The 22,951-nt window shown below is 43.6% G+C and carries 14 protein-coding genes and 2 tRNA genes; 6 read left to right on the forward strand and 10 right to left on the reverse strand.

What is annotated here, in order from left to right:
* Window positions 1-62 precede the first annotated feature (62 nt).
* The 7 genes from GJU82_RS10610 to GJU82_RS10640 form a co-directional block, all read right to left on the reverse strand.
* Window positions 63-1,517 carry a RagB/SusD family nutrient uptake outer membrane protein gene (locus tag GJU82_RS10610; protein WP_153632119.1) on the reverse strand — a complete coding sequence of 485 codons (1,455 nt, stop codon included), beginning with the start codon at window positions 1,515-1,517 and terminating at the stop codon, window positions 63-65.
* 27 nt (window positions 1,518-1,544) lie between these two features.
* A complete protein-coding gene (locus GJU82_RS10615; RefSeq protein ID WP_153632120.1) occupies window positions 1,545-4,577 on the reverse strand; it encodes a TonB-dependent receptor in 3,033 nt (1,010 codons plus the stop codon).
* A 369-nt stretch (window positions 4,578-4,946) separates the two neighbouring features.
* Window positions 4,947-7,820: a two-component regulator propeller domain-containing protein gene (locus GJU82_RS10620; protein WP_194831031.1), complete on the reverse strand. Its 2,874-nt coding sequence runs from the start codon at window positions 7,818-7,820 to the stop codon at window positions 4,947-4,949.
* A 117-nt stretch (window positions 7,821-7,937) separates the two neighbouring features.
* Window positions 7,938-9,986 carry a molecular chaperone HtpG gene (gene htpG, locus GJU82_RS10625; RefSeq protein WP_153632122.1) on the reverse strand — a complete coding sequence of 683 codons (2,049 nt, stop codon included), beginning with the start codon at window positions 9,984-9,986 and terminating at the stop codon, window positions 7,938-7,940.
* Window positions 9,987-10,128: 142 nt separating this feature from the next.
* Entirely contained in the window at window positions 10,129-10,848 is a 720-nt protein-coding gene (locus tag GJU82_RS10630) for a (Fe-S)-binding protein (RefSeq protein ID WP_153632123.1), read from the reverse strand.
* A gap of 187 nt (window positions 10,849-11,035) precedes the next feature.
* Window positions 11,036-11,108 (reverse strand) — tRNA-Trp (locus GJU82_RS10635).
* Window positions 11,109-11,113: 5 nt separating this feature from the next.
* Window positions 11,114-11,198 (reverse strand) — tRNA-Ser (locus tag GJU82_RS10640).
* 320 nt (window positions 11,199-11,518) lie between these two features.
* Between GJU82_RS10640 and GJU82_RS10645 the strand changes: the two genes are divergently transcribed.
* The 4 genes from GJU82_RS10645 to GJU82_RS10660 all read left to right on the forward strand — a co-directional run bounded on the left by GJU82_RS10645 (window position 11,519) and on the right by GJU82_RS10660 (window position 15,443).
* Complete coding sequence (locus tag GJU82_RS10645; RefSeq protein WP_153632124.1) at window positions 11,519-11,791, forward strand: HU family DNA-binding protein; 273 nt, start codon at window positions 11,519-11,521, stop codon at window positions 11,789-11,791.
* A gap of 55 nt (window positions 11,792-11,846) precedes the next feature.
* The gene (locus tag GJU82_RS10650; RefSeq protein ID WP_153632125.1) at window positions 11,847-12,527 is read left to right on the forward strand and encodes an RNA methyltransferase; all 681 of its coding nucleotides are present in this window, start codon (window positions 11,847-11,849) and stop codon (window positions 12,525-12,527) included.
* A gap of 90 nt (window positions 12,528-12,617) precedes the next feature.
* Entirely contained in the window at window positions 12,618-13,364 is a 747-nt protein-coding gene (locus GJU82_RS10655) for a LytTR family DNA-binding domain-containing protein (RefSeq protein ID WP_153632126.1), read from the forward strand.
* A 129-nt stretch (window positions 13,365-13,493) separates the two neighbouring features.
* On the forward strand, window positions 13,494-15,443 hold the full coding sequence (locus GJU82_RS10660) for a dihydrofolate reductase (protein ID WP_153632127.1): 1,950 nt from the start codon (window positions 13,494-13,496) through the stop codon (window positions 15,441-15,443).
* Between the two features lie 88 nt (window positions 15,444-15,531).
* Here the strand turns inward: GJU82_RS10660 and GJU82_RS10665 are convergent, their stop codons facing one another.
* Window positions 15,532-17,355, reverse strand: a complete 1,824-nt coding sequence (locus GJU82_RS10665; RefSeq protein WP_228488665.1) for an ABC transporter ATP-binding protein — start codon at window positions 17,353-17,355, stop codon at window positions 15,532-15,534.
* 233 nt (window positions 17,356-17,588) lie between these two features.
* Entirely contained in the window at window positions 17,589-18,938 is a 1,350-nt protein-coding gene (purB, locus tag GJU82_RS10670) for an adenylosuccinate lyase (RefSeq protein WP_153632128.1), read from the reverse strand.
* A gap of 321 nt (window positions 18,939-19,259) precedes the next feature.
* On the opposite strand from purB, the gene GJU82_RS10675 reads away from it, so the two are divergent.
* Together GJU82_RS10675 and GJU82_RS10680 are read left to right on the forward strand one after the other, a co-directional pair.
* Window positions 19,260-20,015: a menaquinone biosynthetic enzyme MqnA/MqnD family protein gene (locus GJU82_RS10675; RefSeq protein ID WP_153632129.1), complete on the forward strand. Its 756-nt coding sequence runs from the start codon at window positions 19,260-19,262 to the stop codon at window positions 20,013-20,015.
* An 80-nt stretch (window positions 20,016-20,095) separates the two neighbouring features.
* Window positions 20,096-21,511, forward strand: coding sequence for a nodulation protein NfeD (locus GJU82_RS10680; protein WP_153632130.1), 1,416 nt, complete (start codon window positions 20,096-20,098; stop codon window positions 21,509-21,511).
* A gap of 76 nt (window positions 21,512-21,587) precedes the next feature.
* On the opposite strand, the gene GJU82_RS10685 is transcribed toward GJU82_RS10680, so the two are convergent.
* The gene (locus GJU82_RS10685) at window positions 21,588-22,877 is read right to left on the reverse strand and encodes an LVIVD repeat-containing protein (RefSeq protein WP_153632131.1); all 1,290 of its coding nucleotides are present in this window, start codon (window positions 22,875-22,877) and stop codon (window positions 21,588-21,590) included.
* Between the last annotated feature and the right edge of the window lie 74 nt (window positions 22,878-22,951).

Below are 22,951 nucleotides of genomic sequence, written 5' to 3' on the forward strand. Positions count from 1 at the left end.
AAACTTCCCGGAAGGTAAATTTACACCTTCCGGGAAGTTCATCCTAACTTCTATGAAAAATTTTAGTATCCGGGATTTTGCGTTAATAAACCGCCACTCAGCTCAATCTGCCGTTGCGGAATGGGGAACAATTCGTTCTTACCAGCCACAAATCCCTCTTTGGCCAGTACCGTTGCTGCCCGTCCCTCACGAATCAGGTCAAAGGTACGGTCGCTTTCGAATGCCAGTTCCACACGGCGCTCGTGATAAATCTTCATCCGGAGGTTATCCTGATTGCTATCAGTGTAATCGGGTAAACCTACCCGTTCACGAACCTGGTTTAACGCTGCCAGCGCCGTAGCCGGATCACCGGTTTCATTAGCTGCTTCAGCTTTCATCAACAACACTTCGGCGTAACGGAAGATCCGGACATTCTTACTTGACTCCCAGGAGTTTCCGTTATACGTTTCCTGTGTACGGCTCAGGTACGCTTTCTGGTTGTACATCGGGTTCGGGGTATCGGAATTAATCACCACACCGTCCCACATGGTTTCCCCGGGGTAGATAATCGTTGCATCTTTCCGGAGGTCACCTGCTTCATAAGTATCGGCCAAATCCTGCGATGGTACATTGAAGCCCCATCCAAACTGACCTCTGACACTTTGAACATCGACATATCCCTGAACCCCTTTGTTAGGTGTCTGACCACGTCCCTGGATTTCGAAAATAGATTCAGAGTTGTTCTCTCCAATTTCACGCCAGATGGTTGAGTAATCGCTTACCAGTGAATATTCGCCGGAGTTGATCACCACGTTAGTCAGCGTCAATACTTCCGACCAGTTCTTTTGATACAGATTGACCTTGGCCAGGAAGGTTTGTGCAGCCCCCTTGGTTGCACGCCCCAAATCGGCGGCAGCATATTCGCTTTTCAGCGGAAGGTTTGCAACAGCATACTGCAAATCGGTTTTTATGAATGCGTAAATCGAATCTTTCGAAACGCGGGTATTTCCCATGGCAATGTCCGCGGCATTGGTTGGGTCTGGCACCCGATCGATGAGTGGAACGTCTCCAAAACAACGTACCAGGTTCCAATAGAAATAAGCGCGAAGGAAACGAGTTTCTCCTTGCAGGCGATTTCTCAGCGTATCGCTGATGGTCACTTCGCCGAGCACTTTTAATGCCTGGTTGGCACGGGCAACTCCTTCATAGTTTCCCTGCCACACATCGTTAAATGACAAGGCATCGGCTCCAAACGTGAAGTTATCCAGCAAATTTTTGTCCGTTCCGGTATCGCCCGGATCGCTACCTTTATCAGCATCGTCGGAAGTAATACTGGAAACGCCAAGCCATGAGAAGGAACTTTCGTTCCAGTCGAGCAGTTTATTGTAAACTGCATTCACTACTTCAGTAGGATGATCAGAATAATAGTCTGCCGGAGTCATATTTCCCTCCGGCGGAACATCCAGGTAATTGCCCGAACATCCCGAGAAGGTCAGCAGGGCTGCAGCGATTGCAGCTCCCATATATAATAATTTCATCTTTCTGTTTTTCATATCCAATATAAATTAGAAAGTTATGTTGAGCCCCAAGAGGTAAGAAGCCGTTTCAGGGTAAGAGCTCAGTTCAATTCCGGAATTTAGACTTCCGGAGTTGGTTGTGTTAGATCCGATGTCTGAGTTTCCTGAGTTACGTGATATCAGTCCCGGTAACTCCGGATTATAACCACTGTAGCCCGTCAGCGTAATAGCATTCTGTGCAGCCACATAGAAACGACAACGGCTTATTGACAGTTTCTCAGTCAATGCTTTGGGAAGCGTATATCCCAAAGTTATGTTATTGACGCGGAAAAAGTCGCCCGATTCCAGATAGTAATCGGAAGCCACCGGTACGGCATTGGAAGCCCTTGGAATATTGGTGTTATGGTTGTCGGGTGTCCAGCGATTAGCCAACGATGCTTCAATGTTTTCGCCGCCCCAACGTTGTGCTTTTTTACCGTTATAGATTTTACCGCCAAAGTTACCATACGCATCGATCGATAAATCCCAGCTCTTATAGTTCAGTCCGAGATTCAGGCCAACCATCAGTTTCGGGTTATATGAACCGGCATAATAACGGTCATTATCGTCGATAACCCCATCATGATTCCGGTCGACCAGTTTCAAGTCACCCGGCTGAGCATTCGGCATCAGCGGATCGCCATTGCTGTTCACATAAGCGTCCAGCTGCGACTGGTTATGGAAAATACCATCGGTTTGGTACACCCAAAAGGCACCAATCGGCTCGCCTTCTTTGGTACGGGTTGTCACCTGGCCATTGTTTAAGCTACCACTGGTGATTGGCAATCCGCCGCCCACTTTCTCTATGCGGTTTTTGTTAGTTGTCAAATTGAAACCGATATTATAACTGAAATCAGAGTTGATTTTATCCCGCCAGTTCGCCGAGAATTCAAATCCGGTATTCCGGATATCGGCCTTATTGGTCAGGAACTGTCCGTCTTTGTCACCAAATGTCCCGGCAATCGGAGCATAAATCAACGCATCTGAAGTCAATTTATTATAGTAATCAATCTCACCGGAAAGACGGTTGTCAAACAATCCGTATTCCAGTCCAAGGTCGGTTTCAGTGGTTACCTCCCACTTCAAATTCGGGTCTTTGATATCCGTAATCGTTCCACCATTAATATAAGCCTGATCGGGGCCCAAAACATACGCCAAATCAGAATTGATAAGATAAGTAAATGCATCTGCAGGTATATTATCGTTACCAATTTTACCCCAGCTGGCGCGCAATTTCAGGTTGCTCAACCATGCATTGTCTTTCAGGAAATTCTCCTGGGTAAGTACCCAACCAAGCCCAACAGATGGGAATGTTGCCCAACGATTATTGGAAGGAAACATGGAAGAACCGTCGTAACGAATGGTACCGGTAAACAGGTATTTATTGGCAAAACTATAATTGACACGTCCCAAATAAGAGTTACGGGTATTTTTTGTGCCGTTACTACCATTGGTTGCCGAAGCAGCATCCCCCAAATCAAGGTACCAGTAATTCTTCTGTGCCGGCACATTCTGGCGGGAAGCATTCATAAATCTTGTCCGGTACTTTTCAGCGGTCGTACCTCCCATCAGCTTCAACCGATGATTTCCCCAACGGTTGTTGTAAGTGAAATAGTTGTCCCATACCCAGTGCTCATTAGTACTTTGATTCAGGGTCAACTTGGAAATTTCATTCTTTTGGGTAGCGGATACGGTATAAACCGGATTGTAAATACGGCCGTGGCCTTCTGAAAAATCAACACCCATGTTGGATTTAAACTGGAGATGTTTAGTGAAATCAACTTTGGCATACACCGATCCCTGGATGCGGGTTCCCCAGCTTTGATTATTGGTATAATCAAGCGTCGCACGCGGGTTACCCACATTGTTAATGTCAGTATAACCATAGTTGCCGTCTGCGTCTTTCACCGGTACAGTTGGAGCCTGGCGATAAGCTGCTGTAAAAGCGGAGTAAGGCTTGTTGTCGGAATTGTAACGCGACAGGCCAATATTATTCCCAATCTCGAGGAAGTCGGTCACCTTGTAAGTATTGTTTGAACGCAATGTCAGACGGTCGTAGTTGTTTCCGTCCAGGATTCCTTGATCGCTTTTATATCCCATACTGAAGTAGTACGTTGCCTTATCAGTTCCACCACTTACCGAAAGGTTGTGGTTCTGGCTAATCCCTGTCCGGGTAATCGCATCGAACCAGTCGGTATTATATGGAGGCAGGTTATTCAGATCGAAAGCCGGGGCTTTTCCGTCGTAGCCTAATGCCTCATTGGTATAAGCTGCATACAATTTCGAATCTGCCATTTTCACCTTGTGGGCTGCTACATTAGCACTGACATAGCCGTCGTACGAAATCTTCATTTTTCCTCTTTCTCCGGCACGGGTGGTAATAATAATCACACCGTTTGCACCACGCACACCGTAGATAGCGGCAGCCGAAGCATCTTTCAGCACATCTACCGAGACAATATCGGAGTTATTGATATTGCGAATATCGTCGGTAATTACACCGTCAACAACATAAAGCGGATTGGCCCCCCCCAGAATGGTTCCTGTTCCCCGGATACGAACCTGCGGATCGGCCCCCGGAGCTCCGGAGTTAACAATTTGGACACCGGCTACTTTACCCTGGATAGCCTGGGTTGCTGTTAAAGCCGGTTGTTTTACCAAATCGGCTCCCTGCACTCCGGCAATGGAACCGGTGATGTCCTGCTTACGCTGAACACCATAACCCACCACACGGACCTCACTCAGATCCGTGGTAGAAGTGGTAAGGGTTACATTAATTTTTTTCTGCCCGTTAACAGGCCTAACGACATTCTTCATTCCTAAAAATGAGAATACCAGTGTACCGTCAGACGGAACGCTTAACGAATAGTTACCGTCAAAATCGGTAATGGTACCAGTTGTGGTACCTTTCACTAAAATACTGGCTCCCGGAATGGGCTTTCCATCGTCCGCGCCAGTTACCTTCCCGGTTACTGTGATGTTCTGTGCCATCACGGTATATCCAAGGAAGACGACCAAAAAGGTTAATAAACTCTTTTTCATTCGCTCAGTCTTTTTTGACAATTTGAATACATAGCAAAAGAACCCCCTCGCAGAGTAAAAAGGAAGAAAGCTACCCCTACCTCCCTACGTCATGTTAAAAAACATGCAAATTTCGGCTTTCACATCACTACATCAATACACAGCTCAATCCACACATCCATCTAATTATCAATATATATGAATGCATCCAATTTCTATAATTAAGATTAAATAAATGCTAAATCAGACTAAGGAATGAAAAGATTATACAAAGAATGTTTAACGTTCAATGCATGCAAATACCGTTCACATATTAAGTTTTGGGCCAAAAAGACGTTTGACTGGAATCAAGAAATGTCATAAATCTGCAATGGGAGCCGAAAATGTTTGTCAAAACTCTATCATGAACTCCACCAGATTTTTTTCCTGGGGCAACTCCAGTTTTTTCCGCAAACGGTAACGGCGTATTTCCACGCCACGTACTGAAATATTCAGTAGGGGTGCAATTTCTTTGGTGGCCAGGTTCAGCCTTAAATAAGCACAGAGCTTTAAATCACTAGGGGTTAACACGGGATATTCACTTTTCAGTCGCCGGAAGAAATTCTCATGGGCCTGGTCAAAATGAGATTCAAATACCAACCAGTCATCTTCATTGGTCAGGTTCTTGTCGACCAAACCCACTAATTTTTCGTACATGTTCCTGGGATAACGCGTTCCCAACTGTTTCTTTTGCCGCTCAATCTCATTCTTTATCTCAATGAGCGACTCGTTTTTACGGATAATAGACATGGTTGAGTTGGCCAGTTCCACGTCTTTATGAGAGAGTTCTGCCTGCAGTTTTTCGTTTCGCAGTTTGATAATTTCATTTTCTGCATGTTCACGCTCTTCTTCTCTTCGTCTTTCCAGCCCCATCTGCCTTTCATGGCGAACTCTCTCTTCACGTCGTTTAAAACGTCGATACAAAACCAGCTGAGAAATGATAATAATGAGGATGCCAATGATGACATAAAAGAAGTAAGCCATGGATGATGCGTACCAGTATGGCCTGATAATAAATGGATACGATATTTCAGAAATGGTATGGACAAATGCGTCGACATTCCGAACATGAAAAACATAACTTCCGGCCGCTAGCCGCTCATAGGCCGCCTCACCTTCGGGAAAAGTAGATTTCCAGTGCTCATCAGGCTTCAAACCTTTCAAATAATACTGGTAGGACTCCCCATCGGGTGTGTAACGCAAAGAGGCAAACCGAAATTTGATATTCCGTTCCCAGGGTTGTAATTGAATTATTGCAGGTGAGCCGACAGGTGAAATAGTCAACCGCCTGCTTTTACCCTTACTATCAGACACGATCGCATCTCTGAAAAATAATTGCTGCCCGGACGTGTCATTTACCTTATTGTTCAAATCAACAAGAGCATAGCCTTCATCAAGGCATACCATCTGAATATGTTTGTTGAGCGGCACAATATTTTCGTATCGTTCCACCATGGAAAAACCATAAAGATCGGGATTCATTTTCCGTATCAGCATCGCCCCACTATCGCGAATATCCACCAACCCAAGCATATCACGACTAATCAACCAATATCGGTTATCGCCGACATGAATAATGCGGTGCGCAGAAGAAAGTTCACCCAGCTGACGATTCAAATCATCCATCGGAACAACCTTCTCATGCAGGTCATCGTACGTATAAAGTCCTTCCGGAGAAGTCAGAACAATCCGGTTCGAAACCTTGAAAACATGAACATTGAAATCGCCAGGCAAACCGGAAACACGTCCGAAATAACGAGTATCAAGAACTTTTTGATAATTGGCATCCAGCTTCAACCGGTACACGCCTTTCTGCTGATGGCTCACCCATACATACCCAAACGGCCCAATTTCGACAAACCGGCAAGGTTCGTTAAATCCGGTAACCTGATGATCGAACTGCCAGCTACCATTTACCAGCCGATAAATGGCCAAGCGGGTATAAGTGCTCTGAATCATGTATTTATTTCCGCCGCGCTCGTAAGGTTTCACCATATAGCCGCCGGAAACATTGCTAATTTGGCGGAGCCGACCATTTTTATATGTGAATGTGCCACGGTTGTGCCCAATAATCAGTGAGCCGGAATGTACCTGCAAATCCCACACCTGTCCTTGTGTCCCATCCAGGAATTGAAAATTACCAAGCGGTTGCCGGGGATCTCCATCAACTAAATTGCGATAATAAACACCCCGGTTTGAACCAACAAACAGTTTTCCCTCAAATAGAACGGCTGAAGTCAGAGCTCCTATTCGTTGATCCTTATCGCGATAAACCGATAGCGGCGAATTGATTTCCACATAGTCAATCCCCTTGTTCATCGCTACCCACAAACCACCCTTCTTATCTTCTTTCAACGCCAGGACCGTATTATTCTGAAGTCCGCTTTCCGTGTTAATCCGGGTTTTAATATTTCCCTTCCGGCCGGTAATCACCACTCCGTTCAAAATGGTCCCGAAAGCGTATCCGTTTTTCAGCGGAATAGCCACATTCAATTCGTTGTGCTTCGTGAATTCCTGGATATCGCCCCCCCATAGAGAGAATTTTCCGGAAGCGAGCTGGTAAATCCCTCTCGATGAAGTGCAAACGAGCAATGTATCCTTTCCTCCGGGAATAATACTTTTCACTTGCGTGGATGACAGAAAATCCGAACCGGGAATATGAACCGGCTGATCATTTATCAGCTCCATCAATCCACCTCCATCTTCCTGGGTAATCAACCGATTCCCAACCTGCGACATCAAAATGACATTGGAAGGAAGAGGAATTTTTCGAACAGTATCGCCATCGAAGGAAAAAAGCGCCCCGAACGATTGAAAATAAGCTTTGTCGTGCGAAAACAGGATACGCCAGAACTCCCAATTATGCAACTTTAGGTTGGGATACGAATGCGAAATCGAAGTATATTTCAGCTGCCCCGTTTTATCGGGCTGCCAGTAACCAAATTCTTCGAAGGCACCGGTATATATTTTTCCATCCGGACCTACGGCCACGGAGCGGACAATACTTCGATCGGGAAGCGGGTAAAGCTTCCAGTTGGTACCATCAAACTGAAGAAGCCCATCGTTATTTCCGACATACATCAAGCCTTGCTTGTCCTGCGCAATCGACCAGTTTTGATTCCCTCCCCCGTAAACATCTTTCGAATAATGAATCACCAGTGGCTGGGCGATGGCCAGGGCCGGCAAAAAAAACACTAACACCAATACCCTTTTCAGGATCTTCATTACCCCTCTAACATTTTTCATATACCAACCGAATATTGGGCCATAAAGATACGTATACAAGGAGTATAAAAAAAGGGAGACAACAGCCTCCCCTTCATTAGCATCCTATTACAGTGCTTATTTTATCAATTCAATACTACGTTTAACAAACTTGTTCAAATCACTACCCCGCAGCATATTGTTGGCCAACAGGGCGAGATCCACCAATTGATTTGCCAACTGGTTTCCTCGTCCAAAGGCTTCGAGTTTCGAGCGTTTGTCGGCTTCAAGAGAAGTAATTTTGTCATCCAGTTCCTTCATTTTGTCTTTTTCTTCCTGAGGAACCTCTTCATCTTTCTTACCCTCCTTCAACTTGTTCAGCGCCTCTTTCTCATGCTGCTGTTTGGCAATCTCCCGATTAATTTTTTCCAGCTCAGCATTGAGCGAAGCATCTTTGTCTGCCAACACTTGTTTCACCAATGGATGACCAATATTCACCACCAGGTTGTAGCTGTCGGGCAAGTCCCCGTACATACTCATTCCCGCCTGAAGTTGGGACATATCCTTCATCCGGCGCATGAATTCATTCTGGGTAATGACCATCGGATTAGCAGACTCGCCCAAATCCTCAAAGTCGACAATAAAATTGCCTTTCCCGTTAGGAACAATCGCCTGGAAAACCGGGCTCAGTTCGTTTTTCTCTTCCAACGAGAGCTTCTCTTTATCTTCATCTCCTTTAGGAATCAGTTTTTCCACCACATCGGCGTCCACACGAACGAAGCGTTTCTCAGGATATTTCTGCTCCAACAAGTTCAACAGGTGCGTTGACAGCGGATCTTCCATCAACAATACGTCATATCCTTTTTCCTTCGCAGTTTCAATAAAACTGTATTGATCTTCGTGGTGGTTAGCATAGAGGTAAACCAGTTTATTGTCTTTATCGGTCTGGTTTTCCTTGATGAGGTTTTCATACTCTTCCCACGTAAATTTCTTACCCTCGGTATTTCCTAACAGGAAGAATTTCAGCGCACGCTCATAGAACTTCTCGTCGGTCAACATTCCGTACTCAATGAAGAGCTTTAAATCATCCCATTTTTTCTCAAAGTCTTCCCGTTTTTCCTTGAATATTTCCTCCAGACGATCAGCCACTTTCTTGGTAATGTGGCTGCTGATTTTCTTCACATTCGAATCGCTTTGCAAGTACGAACGGGAAACATTCAACGGAATATCCGGTGAATCGAGTACACCATGCAACAGCGTCAGGAATTCGGGAACGATGCCTTCAACCGAATCGGTTACAAACACCTGGTTGCTGTAGAGCTGAATCTTATTCTTCTGTACTTCAATGGTATTCTTTATTTTCGGGAAATACAGGATACCGGTAAGATTAAATGGATAATCGACGTTCAGATGAATATTAAACAACGGTTCATCGGCCATCGGGTAAAGCTGATGATAGAATTTATCGTAATCCTCATCCGTCAGATCAACCGGTTTGCGCGTCCAGGCAGGAGCCACATCATTGATTTGATTATCCTCATCCGTATCGACATATTCTTCGCCCTTCCACTCTTTCTTTTTACCGAACAAAACAGGAACGGGAAGGAACTTACAGTATTTGTTTAACAATTCGGAAATACGGTTTTCCTCCAAAAATTCTTTGGAATCGTCGTTGATATACATTACGATGTCGGTTCCGACCTCTTCTTTATCAACTTCTTCCATGGTGTATTCCGGACTACCATTACAGCTCCATTTCACTGCTTTGGCTCCATCCTGGTATGATTTCGTGATAATGTCCACTTTGTCCGATACCATAAATGAGGAATAGAATCCCAATCCGAAGTGACCGATAATGGCATTTGCATCATTCTTGTATTTTTCCAGGAATTCGTTCGCCCCGGAGAAGGCAATCTGATTGATGTATTTATTTACCTCCTCTTCGGTCATACCGATACCATTATCCGAAACGGTAACCGTGCCGGCCTCTTTATCAAGTTTCACCCGGATCCTTTGGTCTTCAACGTTACCGTTGTAACTGCCAACCGAGGCTAATGTTTTGAGCTTTTGACTTGCATCAACAGCATTCGACACGATTTCCCGAAGAAAAATGTCATGATCGGAATAGAGAAATTTCTTAATAATCGGAAACAGGTTTTCACTGGTAACACCAATTCTTCCTTCCATTGTAATATTATTTTAAGTTGATAATTTTTCGATATACCGCGAACCGGAAATTCAAAGGTTGTGCCAGATAGAATTGGCTGACGAATTGACAGCATGAAGCCATTCGAAATGACAAACCAGGAAGGAATTCTGACGGATGTTTTTAAAAAGAGGCCAGTACATCGGCAATGTGCACTACTTTTACAGGAAGTGACTGACGTTTAATATAGCCGGAAATGTTCATCAAACAGGAAGCCTCGGTCGAGACGATATATTCAGCTCCGGTCTTCAGGGCATTTTCCACCTTGTTTTGTGTCATCACCGTCGAGATAGCTTTGTGCTTTACGGCAAACGTACCTCCAAACCCGCAACATTCGGACGTTTCCTCCATCTCGACAAGTTCCAGTCCATCGACATGTTGTAAAAGCTGACGCGGCTCATCACGTATTCCATATCCGCGCAAAGCGGAACAAGCATCGTGGTAAGTTATTTTATGAGGGAAGGAAGCTCCAAGATTGGTAACGCCCAAATGATTGACCAGAAAATCGGTCAACTCAATCACCTTTTCCTTGCGGTGAATATATTCCTGAAATTCCCCGGATGTTTCATCAAACAGATCAGCAAATCCGTCGCGGACATAGCCCGAACAAGAAGCTCCGGGACTAACAATAGGACGTTTTCCACGAAAATCTTTCAGAAATTTGACTGCCAAAGTTCTTGCTTCATCAAAATATCCACTGTTATAAGCCGGCTGCCCGCAACAGGTTTGTTCCGGATTATAATGCACTTTGCATCCGGCCCGCTCCAAAACACGCAAAGTATTCCAGGCGGTCTTCGGATATAACTGATCGATGAAACAAGGAATAAACAAGTCGACTTCCATGTAAAAAATATTTTGCACAAATATACCGATTATATACACGAAGCGATTTTAAATGCGCATAAGAATATTAGGCCTTGCTCATTAACCAAAACAAAAACCGCAACAAGCAAAAATCTGCAACAAACATCGAATCAAGAAGTAAGCAGACTAAAAACAAAAGCCGGCTCAAAAATGAGCCGGCTTTTTGCACGGGAGGAGCGGCTCGAACGCCCGACACCTGGTTTTGGAGACCAGTGCTCTACCAACTGAGCTACACCCGTAAGTGCGGAGAGAGAGGGATTCGAACCCCCGGTACCTCGCGGCACAACGGTTTTCAAGACCGCCGCATTCGACCACTCTGCCATCTCTCCGAGCGAATGCAAAAGTAGAAGTTTTTTCTGTCTGTCAAAAGTTTCTATCCAAAAAATTAAGAGCATTATTAAGAAAAAAAGATAAAAAAAATTTTGTTTTTCGTTTCAATCTTTTCAATTTAGTGAAATCAAAATAATTAAGCTTGCACAAGCTGATTTTACTGGTATTTGAGACAAATTTGCAGGAAATCATATGTTAAACAACACATTTCGTATGGTTTGCTGTGAAAAATAATTAAAACTCTTTATATTAGGCACTAGCGTTAAAAAAAGTATTAAACGAATTTTATTTAACCTGTTGTTTCTAAACTTTCTGTACTATGAACAAAGCTCAATTAATTGATGCCATTGCTGCTGAAGCCGGACTGACTAAAGCGGACACAAAGAAAGCTCTTGACGCTTTCGTAAAAACCACAACTGATGCACTGAAAAAAAGTGATCGCGTTGCTTTAATCGGATTTGGTTCGTTTGCAACTACCGAACGTCCTGCTCGTCAGGGCCGTAACCCACAAACGGGTGCTACGATTAACATTCCTGCCAAGAAGATTGTTAAGTTCAAAGCTGGTAGCGAATTGACTGACAGTGTTCAGTAAACAATGGCAAAAAAGATTTCAAAGGGAGCCAAGGCTCCCTTTTTTATTGATACCCATGGGCAAAGAATTAATAAATTATCTTTCTGAATACATCACACCGGAACGGAAAGAACTTTTTGAAAAAGTATTGAGTTCGAGAACACGTTACCTGACCGTTGTTCTGGAGGATATTTATCAATCCCAAAATGCCAGCGCCGTCATGCGTTCCTGTGATTGTTTCGGGATTCAGGACGTACATATTATAGAAAATCAAAACCAGTTTAAAGTGAACCCCGAAGTGACATTAGGTTCAACCAAATGGCTAAACCTGCATCACTACCGTGAAAAAGAGCAAAATACCATGGATTGCATTCATCACTTGCGCAATCAGGGCTACCGAATTGTAGCCACATCGCCCCACGCGAACGATACCAACCTGGAAGATTTCGATTTAAGAAAGGGCAAAGCAGCCTTAATTTTCGGAACCGAATTAACCGGAATTTCAGAGATCGTTGAAAATAACGCCGATGAATTTCTCAAAATCCCCATGCTCGGTTTTACCGAAAGTTTTAACATATCTGTTTCAGCTGCCATCACTCTCCACCACCTTAATTTACGCCTTCGGCAGAGTAATATTGATTACCTTCTTAACGATGACGAAAAAGATGATATCCATCTCGCCTGGTTACGGAAAACCATCAAAAGAGCAGGGCTTATCGAAAAGAAATTTCATGAAGACAACATGAAAGCGATATAACCCACTGATTAAATAGTTTTCAGTTTTTGATATTCAATCCGAATTCAATTACCCTGATTTTTCTATCTTTGAAACAAGATTAATGGGCTTATGAACTGCTTAATCGTTGATGACGACCGGGTTTGCAGGACAGTATTGGAGAAATACATCGATCGGACAAAACTTTTTGAAAAATATTTTTCGTTGGAAAGTGCCGTAGGCGCACTGAAACTCCTGCAAGAAGGGAAAACCAAAATTGATATTCTTTTTCTCGACATTGAAATGCCGGAGATGAATGGTATGGAATTACTGAGTGTGATGGATAATTCACCTCAGGTTATCATCGTCTCCTCCCGTGAAAAATATGCTTTAACGGCATTTGAATATGATGTCACCGATTACCTTCTAAAGCCAGTGACTTTTCCTCGTTTTATTCGTTCTGTCAACCGGGGCATTGCGAACATTCATAAAGATACAAAGGCTAAGATGGAAGAGCATGAAGATATTTTTTCAGATGACAAATGGGGAAAAAAAACGTTATGGATCAAAAACAACTCAAAGCTCGATCCGGTCAATCCCGAGGACATTATTTACATCGAATCCTTAGAGAACTATGCACAATTTGTCACGTTTGGTGAGAAATACATCACGCATTATCCACTTAAACTCATCGATGAAAAACTCCCGGAAAACCTTTTTATCCGGATTCACCGTTCTTACATTGTCAATATCAGGAAAATTAAACGCATTCTTGGAAACACACTCGAAGTAGAAACAGAAGATGGTACCCACTCACTGCCATTTAGTAAATCACACCGCGAACTGTTAATTAACCAACTTCACGTACTCGGGCAATAGGAGATATGGAAAGTTCCGTAAATTAGCTTATTGCACTCGGGGAAAACAATTTGCATTACCAGATGTTTTCCTTGCATAAATACCCCATTAACAGGATATCATTCAAGTTCTAACAGAAATTTTATATTCATGACTGACGATTTCACGTTTTTCTGCGAGAAGTTTGCTGATTTAAAAATCCTTCGCTATCAGGTCGATGGATTTGAGCAACTTAGCCTGAAACAGAAAAAACTAATATATTACCTAAGTCGTGCAGCATTGGCTGGCCGCGATATTTTATGGGATCAAAACAACGGGTACAATCTGCGCCTACGTAAAATACTAGAAACCATCTACCTCACATTCGACGGAGACCGTAAGACTAAAGAGTACAAGCAATTTGAAGTCTATCTGAAGCGTATTTGGTTTTCCAACGGGATGCACCATCATTATTCGATGGATAAAATCAATCCTGAGTTTTCCCAAAAGTATTTCCTACACCTCATTGGGCACTCCAACTGGTCCGATTTTGAGCATCCACAGAAACTGATACACGAGTTACTCCCGGTAATTTTCGATCCGGCACACCACAGCAAGAGAGTTTCCCTCGATTCAACAAAAGATTTACTACTCGAATCGGCTAATAACTTTTACAGCGATGTGACACAGACCGAAGCTGAGCTATTTTACACTCAGCTAAACAGTAACGCTGGTAAAAATCCGCCTTCATTCGGATTAAACTCGAAACTCACCAAGGAGAATGGTGAACTCGTTGAAAAGAAGTGGAAAGAAAATGGTTTGTATTCGGAAGCTATCGAGGAAATTGTCAAGTGGTTGAAGAAAGCACAGGAAGTAGCTGAGTCACCGACCCAACAGCGAAGTATTGCCAAACTCATCATCTTTTACCAAACCGGTGATTTAAAGAGTTTCGACGAACACAGCATTGAATGGGTGAAAGATATCGAGAGTAAAGTTGACTTTGTAAATGGCTTCATTGAAGTGTATGGCGACGCACTGGGAATCAAAGGCAGCTGGGAATCTATCGTCAATTTTAAAAACGACGAAGCGACTAAACGCACCGAAATCATCAGCAACAATGCTCAGTGGTTTGAAGAACATTCACCAGTTTCGCCCGAATTCAAAAAAGAAAAAGTCACCGGAGTTTCAGCAAAAGTAATTACGGTAGCCATGTTGGGCGGTGATTGCCATCCGGCGACACCTATCGGGATTAACCTCCCAAATGCTGAGTGGATTAGGGAACAATACGGTTCCAAATCCGTAACCATCGAAAATATCACTTACGCATACCATCAGGCTTCGCTGGGTGACGGCATGTTGGAAGAGTTTTGCTGGGATAAAGAGGAAATAGAGCGCACACGAAAACACGGATACCTGGGGAATAACCTGCACACCGATTTGCACGAATGCCTCGGGCACGGTTCCGGCAGGATGAAAAAAGGAGTAACCGTTGACGCGTTAAAAAACTACTACTCAACACTGGAAGAAACCAGGGCCGATTTGTTTGCTCTCTATTTCATTATGGATCCAAAATTAATTGAACTCGGCCTTACGGAGTCTGACGAAACCGCCAAAGCAGAATACGACGCCTACATCCGCAACGGACTCTTAACCCAGTTGGTCCGAATTGAACCGGGAAAAGATTTGGAAGAGTCGCACATGCGTAACCGCCAATTGATTGCCCGCTGGGTTTACGATAAAGGAAGTACGGAAAATGTGATCGAACGAAAAGAGCGAAACGATAAAACCTTCTTCGTCATCAATGACTACCAGCGCTTACGCGAACTGTTTGGTGAACTGCTGAAAGAAGTTCAGCGCATTAAATCGGAAGGCGATTACGAAGCCGGGAAAGCATTGGTCGAAAACTATGGTGTAAAAGTGATTCGTGATTTACACGACGAAGTGTCGGAGCGCTACAAGAAGCTCAACTTAGCTCCCTATGCCGGTTTCCTGAATCCCAATTACGAAGTGACTGAGGAAGATGGTGAAATAACAGACATCACAATTTCGTACCCGGAAAACTTTGCCGAGCAAATGCTCGATTATTCAAAGAATCACAGCTTTCTGCCCATTGTGAATTAATCAGACCGAACTTCAGAAACAATCACAATCATAAAAAGAAGCCGCATAACCCGGAAGTTGTGCGGCTTCTTTTTTAATCTCCTAATTATTAAAAGTTCTGCATGCCATGCAGCTTTTTATAAATACCATCTTTGGCAATCAATTCGTCATGCGTACCGCGTTCCACAATCTCGCCATTCTGGAACACACAAATTAAATCGGCATTCTTGATGGTTGATAACCTATGGGCAACAACGATGGAAGTCCGGTTTTTCATCAGGTTATCCAATGCCTCCTGCACCAGTTTCTCCGATTCGGTATCCAGCGCCGATGTAGCTTCGTCCAGGATCATAATCGGCGGGTTCTTCAGAACAGCACGGGCAATGGAAATGCGCTGACGTTGTCCTCCCGAGAGTTTTCCTCCCCGGTCGCCAATATTCGATTGATAACCGTCAGGAGTATTCATAATAAACTCGTGAGCATTTGCCACCCTGGCAGCATTCATCACATCTTCTTCGGTCACGTTTTCAACACCAAAAGCAATGTTATTGAAGAAACTATCATTAAACAGGATAGGTTCCTGGTTCACGTTTCCCATCAAACTTCGTAAATCAGTAATATTCAAATCCCGAATATCCACTCCATCTACCTTAATCTGTCCCTCTTTTACATCGTAAAAACGTGGCAGGAGATCGACAAAGGTCGATTTTCCGGATCCCGATTGTCCAACCAATGCAACTGTTTTTCCTTTTTCAATTTCGAGATTCACCTTCTTCAGCACATTATCTTCGTTGTACCGAAAAGTAACATCCTGATAATTAATCCGATCTTTAAATTCAGAAACCCGCTTCGCACCTTCCCGGTTACGGATATTACTCTGCGCATTCAATACCATATCCACCCGTTCCATCGAAGCGAGACCTTTTTGTACGGAATAGAGTGCCGTTGAAAAGGCTTTCGCCGGATTGATAATGCTGTAAAAGAAAACCAGATAGGTGATAAATCCCTGTGCACTTAATCCTCCCTGATGATGAAGGACTAACCTGCCGCCGTACCACAGAACAATAACAATGACGAACGTCCCCAGGAATTCACTCATGGGATGGGCAAGGTAACGACGCCACATCAGCTTGTTCATGATGTTGTAATACTGTTGGTTTTCACTTTCAAAACGCTGGGTTACTTTCTTTTCGGCGTTAAAAGCTTTGATTATGCGTAGTCCGGAAAGCGATTCCTCAATGGTTGACAGGAGTTCGCCCATTTTATTCTGGCCACTCATCGACGGTTTTTTCAGGCTCTTCCCCACCTTACCGATAAAATATCCAACTATCGGCAACAGCACGAAGACGAAAATTGTCAACGACCACGACATGGTTATCATCACCACCAATGAGATGATAATCAGGATGGGGTTCTTGAACATCATCTCCAACGAGTTCATGATGGAATTCTCAATCTCCTGAACATCGCCGGTCATGCGGGCAATAATATCTCCCTTGCGCTCTTCTGTAAAGAAGCCAATAGGAAGAGAAAGTATTTTGTGATAAATCCGGTTCCTGATATCACGAACAACGCCGTTACGGATGGGTACCATCATGAAACTGGCCAGGTACGTAAAGCCTACCTTCAGCAACACTGCAATTACCATGAATCCGCCAATGTAAACCAGTGCCGATTCCTTTCCGTGCAATTCGATAACATGACTGATATGATAAAAGAAGTTGTGCTTGATGCTATCCAGCGTGAGCGCCCACTCTACCGGTTGGTCCACCATCTTCTGGGTACCAAACAATACGCCAAGTACCGGACTAATGGCAGCAAAAGAAAATGCTCCGAAGATTGCTCCCAACAGGTTAAAAACCACATTCAAAATAACATAATTCTTGTAAGGAGGAATATATCTACGAAGAAGTTTGAAAAGACCTTTCATCATAACTTGATTTCAGTTCCAAAACGGAGCGATGTATTTTCACGATTCCACGAACCATTCGTTTTGCCATACATCCGGATCCATTTCCAATACATTCATAAAACCGCCGTCTGCCTGTAATAATCTCAGACTTTGCGCTCCAAAAGTAGCAAAACTTTCAGGAACAGAAATCCTGAATAAAATTTAAGAAAGGATACCTGTAGAGGCATCCATTTTTTCAACCGCATAAAATTTTATTAGATGAGAATTCCGGTATAATTTTGTGGTGTAATCCGCTTAAGTTCAGCCTTCACCTTCTCATCCACATGTAAGGTCTCAATAAATCCGTGAATCGATTCGCGGTTGATCTTTTGATTTACGCGAGTCAATTCCCTTAAAGTTTCATAAGGATTCTGATACCCCTCGCGTCGCAGAATTGTCTGGATTGCCTCGGCAACAACAGCCCAGTTTTCTTCCAGGTCCTCCTCAATCGCTTCTATATTGATCAGTAATTTACCCAATCCTTTCAGTGTCGATTTCAGGGCAATAACCGTATGAGCAATCGGAACACCAATATTACGCAGTACCGTCGAATCAGTCAGGTCACGCTGCAACCGCGAAACCGGTAATTTAGCCGATAAGTGTTCGAAAACTGCATTGGCAATTCCCAGGTTCCCTTCTGAATTCTCAAAATCAATGGGATTTACTTTGTGTGGCATAGCCGAAGAACCAACTTCCCCCTCCTTAATTTTCTGCTTGAAATAATTCATGGAAATGTAAGTCCACATGTCGCGGTCCAAATCCAGAATAATGGTATTGATGCGTTTCAGGTTGTCGAAAATCGCCCCGTAATTATCGTAGTGGGCAACCTGGGTTGTTACCTGCGAACGCTCTAGTCCGAGCGAATTTTGTACAAAATTATTGGCAAAACTGACCCAGTCAATTTTCGGGTAAGCAACAAAATGGGCATTAAAATTACCAGTTGCACCGCCGAACTTGGCATAGCAGGGAATCACTTTCAACAACTCCACCTGCACATTTAACCGCTCGATGAAAACTTTCAGTTCTTTTCCCAAACGGGTAGGCGATGCCGGTTGTCCATGTGTACGGGCCAACATCGGGATTTCTTCCCAGGCCAACGATAGTTCGTCCAGTTTGGCGACCAATTCATCAAACAAAGGAATGTACACATTCTGAATGGCATCGCGGATGGAACACGGTACAGCGGTATTATTGATGTCCTGCGAAGTAAGTCCGAAATGAATGAACTCCTTGAATTTCTCCAGGCCAAGTGCATCAAATTTCTCTTTCACAAAATACTCCACCGCTTTTACATCGTGATTGGTCACCTTCTCAATATCCTTAATATGCTGCGCCTCCTCCAGAGTGAAATCTTCATAGATGGCCCGTAATTTTTCTTTCAGCGAACCGTCGAAAGATTTCAATTGGGGTAACGGTATCCCGGTCAGCGAAATAAAATATTCAACTTCCACAAAAACCCGGTACTTTATCAAAGCAAACTCCGAGAAATATTCACCCAGTTCATCTACTTTTTCACGGTAACGACCGTCAACGGGCGAAATGGCAGTAAGTATTTGAAGATCCATAAAGCGATTTAAATTCAGATTAATAACCGCTGCAAAATTAATAAATTCCGCTTTAGCCTGATGAAAACGACCAAGTTAACCTGCCCCACAACCCAAATTAATTCTCACACTTCTACTAAAAAAAGGTGAACAATTATCCAAACACCAATATCACAGATGGCTGACTCATTGAAATAGGTAAAACAAGTAGCATTAAATTTGAGTTAATGATAAAGCGACCTTCCGAAATAAATCAGACAATCTTATCCGGAATGGTAAAATATCAGGTATCGCACCCAATATTTTTTATACTTTTAGCAGCAATTTTGGAGTATTACGACAATGAAAAAAGTTAAAATATCAGCCGTTTCCTACCTAAATACTAAACCATTTATTTACGGACTTGAACACTCGGGATTTGTCAATGAAATTGAGCTCTCGCTGGACATGCCTTCGCTTTGTGCGGCCAAGCTCATCGAGGATGAAGTGGATGTAGGGCTGGTCCCGGTTGCCGTTATTCCTCAAATTCCCGGAGCTGAAATTATTTCCAACTATTGTATCGGAGCGTGTGGACCGGTCCGGACGGTTGTCCTGGTAAGCGAAGTTCCGCTGGAACAGGTTGACACCATTATTCTCGATTACCAATCGAGAACCTCGGTCATGCTGGCACGTGTACTGGCCCGGTTCTTCTGGAAAAAAGAGGTGAAATGGTTGAAAAGTGAACCGGGATATCACATCCGCGATATCAGAGGAAAAACAGCCGGCGTGGTCATTGGCGATCGGGTTTTTGAAATTGACGGGCACTATCCGCATGTTTACGATTTAAGCCAGGAATGGGCCAACTACACCGGATTGGATTTTGTTTTCGCCTGCTGGACAGCCAATAAACCGTTGCCTGAAGAATTCAAGAAAGCCCTCAACGAGGCGCTTGCAGTAGGCATCGACAATATGTCCGACGTTATTAAAGAAATTGCACCACAATATCCTGCTTATAACCTGGAAAAATATTACAGCCGCGACATCAGTTACCCGTTGGATGGCTCCAAACGAAAGGGGTTGAAATTATTTTGGAATTACGCCAAAAAATTGGAATCTTAGGTAAACGAATTTCCGACATATCCTGACATAAAAAGATAAGAAGGCTAAGCGGTTTTCGTGTTAACTAATGAACACTGCAGATGAAAATCAGACTCCTTACCTTACTGATATTGTTCCTGGCTTATTTTCCGTCGAAGGCTGACGATGCTGGCTCACTATCAACAGCCAACAGTCCCAAAGTGGTACTACGGTTTAACATCAATGAGAATATAGCTCCGGCAGTCTGGCGTAAAACCAAACAGGCTTTCGCCGAAGCTGATTCACTTCATGCCAGTTTAATTGTCATCCACCTGAATACCTATGGGGGAACCGTTTTAGATGCCGATTCCATCCGGACGAAAATCCTGAATTCACCAATACCGGTTTATGCCTTTATTGATAACAACGCCGCCTCTGCCGGCGCACTTATAGCACTTTCGTGCGACAGTATTTACATGCGCGAAGGAGCGAATATGGGAGCGGCTACTGTCGTCAACCAAACCGGCCAGGCCATGCCCGACAAGTATCAGAGCTACATGCGCTCCATTATGCGGGCTACCGCCGAGGCGCAAGGAAAAGATACCATTGTCAGTGGACAGGATACCACCATCAAGTGGCGGCGTAATCCGAAAATTGCCGAGGCTATGGTTGACCAAAGTCTGTATATTCCCGGAATTATCGATACCGGGAAAGTATTGACCATGACACCGACCGAAGCAATTAAATATGGCTTTTGCGAGGGCATGGTAAGCAATATTCAGCAGGTAATTGATAAGGCTGGTCTGGAAAACTATGTTGTCAAACAATATAAACCTACCATCCTGGAACAGTTTATCGGTTTTCTGGTACACCCGATGGTTTCCGGAATATTAATTCTGGCAATTCTTGGAGGAATCTATTTTGAGTTACAAACGCCAGGAATCGGTTTCCCGTTGGGAGTGGCTATTTTTGCAGCCTCATTGTACTTCGCTCCACTCTACTTAGAAGGTCTGGCGGCTAATTGGGAGATCCTCCTTTTTGTTGTCGGATTAATACTCATTGCCGTCGAAATATTTGTCATACCCGGTTTTGGCTTTGCCGGAATAGCCGGAATTATTTTAACCATGTCCGGCTTAATATTAAGCATGGTAGGTAACGATAATTTCAATTTCGACAATGTTCCCGCAAAAGCACTTAGCCGGGCAATCGTGACAGTTTTAGGAGCTTTCATCATTGTATTTTTCTTCGCGCTATATGCTACCAAGCTCATATTCGCTTCGCATGGTGGACCATTCCGGAATCTTGCCCTTAACACAGCGGAGAATAAAGAAGATGGCTTTATAGGAGTTGATGCCGGGACCAGCCAGATGATTGGCAAATCCGGTGTGGCGGTTACTGTTTTACGTCCTGCCGGAAAGGTACAGGTAGAAGATGACATCTACGATGCCCGGGCTGAATCCGGATTCATCGAGCGAGGAGAAGAGATCGAAGTTATCCAGTATCAAGCGGGACAATTACACGTTACCCGGAAAAAATAAGATGATATGATAAACGCGCAATCTCTTTCCAGGAAGGAAAAATGATTGCGCTTTTCATATTTCAGCTAAAATATTCTTATTCTGTTTGAACCGGAATAAAACTGACGCGCTCAATATGCGCCGGATCACTATAGTCATACTGACTAAAGCCATCTTCTCCTGTCACAAACAGATACCCGTTCACTGGAATAGCATCCCGTGCCTGAATATCTTTGAAGTGTCCTAATTGGTGTAAAGCAATATGTTTTTTATCAGCTGCATCATAAATTTTCAAACCGTCCGAACCATCGCATATAAACAACATATCATCATCAATCCCCAAACCGTAAGGTTCAGTCATAGGGACAATTGATATTCTTACAGGCTGAGTAATATCTGAAATATCCAACACATCGAGTTCGTTCACTGTACTCCCGCATCGGGTTCCTCCACGTAGCGTATAAAAAGCATAATCTCCCTGGATAACCACCGGATCGCAGCTGGAGATATGCTCAAATAACCCCTTCGCTTCCAGGTCACCTGTTTCGCCTATCTGATAAATGGATACACTGCTGTTTCCTCCAATAAAAAGTAAATTATTGTATATACTAACGGTTTCCGGATCAGGAATTGAGTAAGAGCCCAGATCTTCTATAGCTGTATCATCTGACACATCAAATCGTTTCAATGAATAATTGGAAAGTGCAAACAGATAATTATTATACAGTCCAAAACGAGCGAGTGAGCCTGCCACGCCGAATGTAGCCGCTCCCGTAGCTTCCCCACCTGATATTCCACCACCAGAAGTAGTCGCATAATCGCCATTAGAAAGATCATTCCATGATGGGTGGACCGGATAATAGTTTGAGGTTTCCGGAATCTCTTCATGGATGGTTTTCTTCTTCCAATCGATCACCACTCCTTTGGTTTGATCAATTGCACCTAATCTCGCCCCGACCTCATAAGAAGGCACCGTATAAGGGAAAACAGCTTCAAGCCGGCTAACTTCTTTCACATTTTGCAGATCAGAAATATCGATAGCCACCAGGTCAATATAACTATCGGCAAATAATGTCTGATTCCGAACGGCCATATCGATGTTTCCGGGAATGTCAATAAAAGTAATTTCTTCCGGATTAGCGGGATCACTGTTATCAAAAACATGAATTCCCTCCATGTATTCATTCACAAAAATGTAGTTATCCTTAAAATAAATTTTCCCGGGGTGTTTCAGCCGAACAGGACCCTCGTTGACAATTGCCGAACGCAGATCTTCATAAGACATATATACCGGCTCCAATGCGGTGTATTCTACAGCGAACTTATCCTTACAACTACCTGAAATCAAACTTAACAGGATGAGTAAAGGAAATAATAGTTTTCTCATAGCGGTCAGGTTTTAGTTCGTTTGAAAGATGCAGAAAACAAATTTTCGGTTGCGTCAAAAAATGATACGCAACC

It is taken from the genome of Prolixibacter sp. SD074 (assembly GCF_009617895.1).
GTDB lineage: Bacteria > Bacteroidota > Bacteroidia > Bacteroidales > Prolixibacteraceae > Prolixibacter.

Bases quoted from the DNA above. Each gene is read 5' to 3' on its own strand.
- GJU82_RS10665 (WP_228488665.1), bottom strand. From the start codon at position 17,355: ATGATGAAAGGTCTTTTCAAACTTCTTCGTAGATATATTCCTCCTTAC.
- GJU82_RS10650 (WP_153632125.1), top strand. From the start codon at position 11,847: ATGGGCAAAGAATTAATAAATTATCTTTCTGAATACATCACACCGGAA.
- GJU82_RS10680 (WP_153632130.1), top strand. From the start codon at position 20,096: ATGAAAATCAGACTCCTTACCTTACTGATATTGTTCCTGGCTTATTTT.
- GJU82_RS10610 (WP_153632119.1), bottom strand. From the start codon at position 1,517: ATGAAATTATTATATATGGGAGCTGCAATCGCTGCAGCCCTGCTGACC.
- GJU82_RS10655 (WP_153632126.1), top strand. From the start codon at position 12,618: ATGAACTGCTTAATCGTTGATGACGACCGGGTTTGCAGGACAGTATTG.
- GJU82_RS10615 (WP_153632120.1), bottom strand. From the start codon at position 4,577: ATGAAAAAGAGTTTATTAACCTTTTTGGTCGTCTTCCTTGGATATACC.
- GJU82_RS10620 (WP_194831031.1), bottom strand. From the start codon at position 7,820: ATGAAGATCCTGAAAAGGGTATTGGTGTTAGTGTTTTTTTTGCCGGCC.
- GJU82_RS10630 (WP_153632123.1), bottom strand. From the start codon at position 10,848: ATGGAAGTCGACTTGTTTATTCCTTGTTTCATCGATCAGTTATATCCG.
- GJU82_RS10685 (WP_153632131.1), bottom strand. From the start codon at position 22,877: ATGAGAAAACTATTATTTCCTTTACTCATCCTGTTAAGTTTGATTTCA.
- purB (WP_153632128.1), bottom strand. From the start codon at position 18,938: ATGGATCTTCAAATACTTACTGCCATTTCGCCCGTTGACGGTCGTTAC.
- GJU82_RS10645 (WP_153632124.1), top strand. From the start codon at position 11,519: ATGAACAAAGCTCAATTAATTGATGCCATTGCTGCTGAAGCCGGACTG.
- GJU82_RS10660 (WP_153632127.1), top strand. From the start codon at position 13,494: ATGACTGACGATTTCACGTTTTTCTGCGAGAAGTTTGCTGATTTAAAA.
- GJU82_RS10675 (WP_153632129.1), top strand. From the start codon at position 19,260: ATGAAAAAAGTTAAAATATCAGCCGTTTCCTACCTAAATACTAAACCA.
- htpG (WP_153632122.1), bottom strand. From the start codon at position 9,986: ATGGAAGGAAGAATTGGTGTTACCAGTGAAAACCTGTTTCCGATTATT.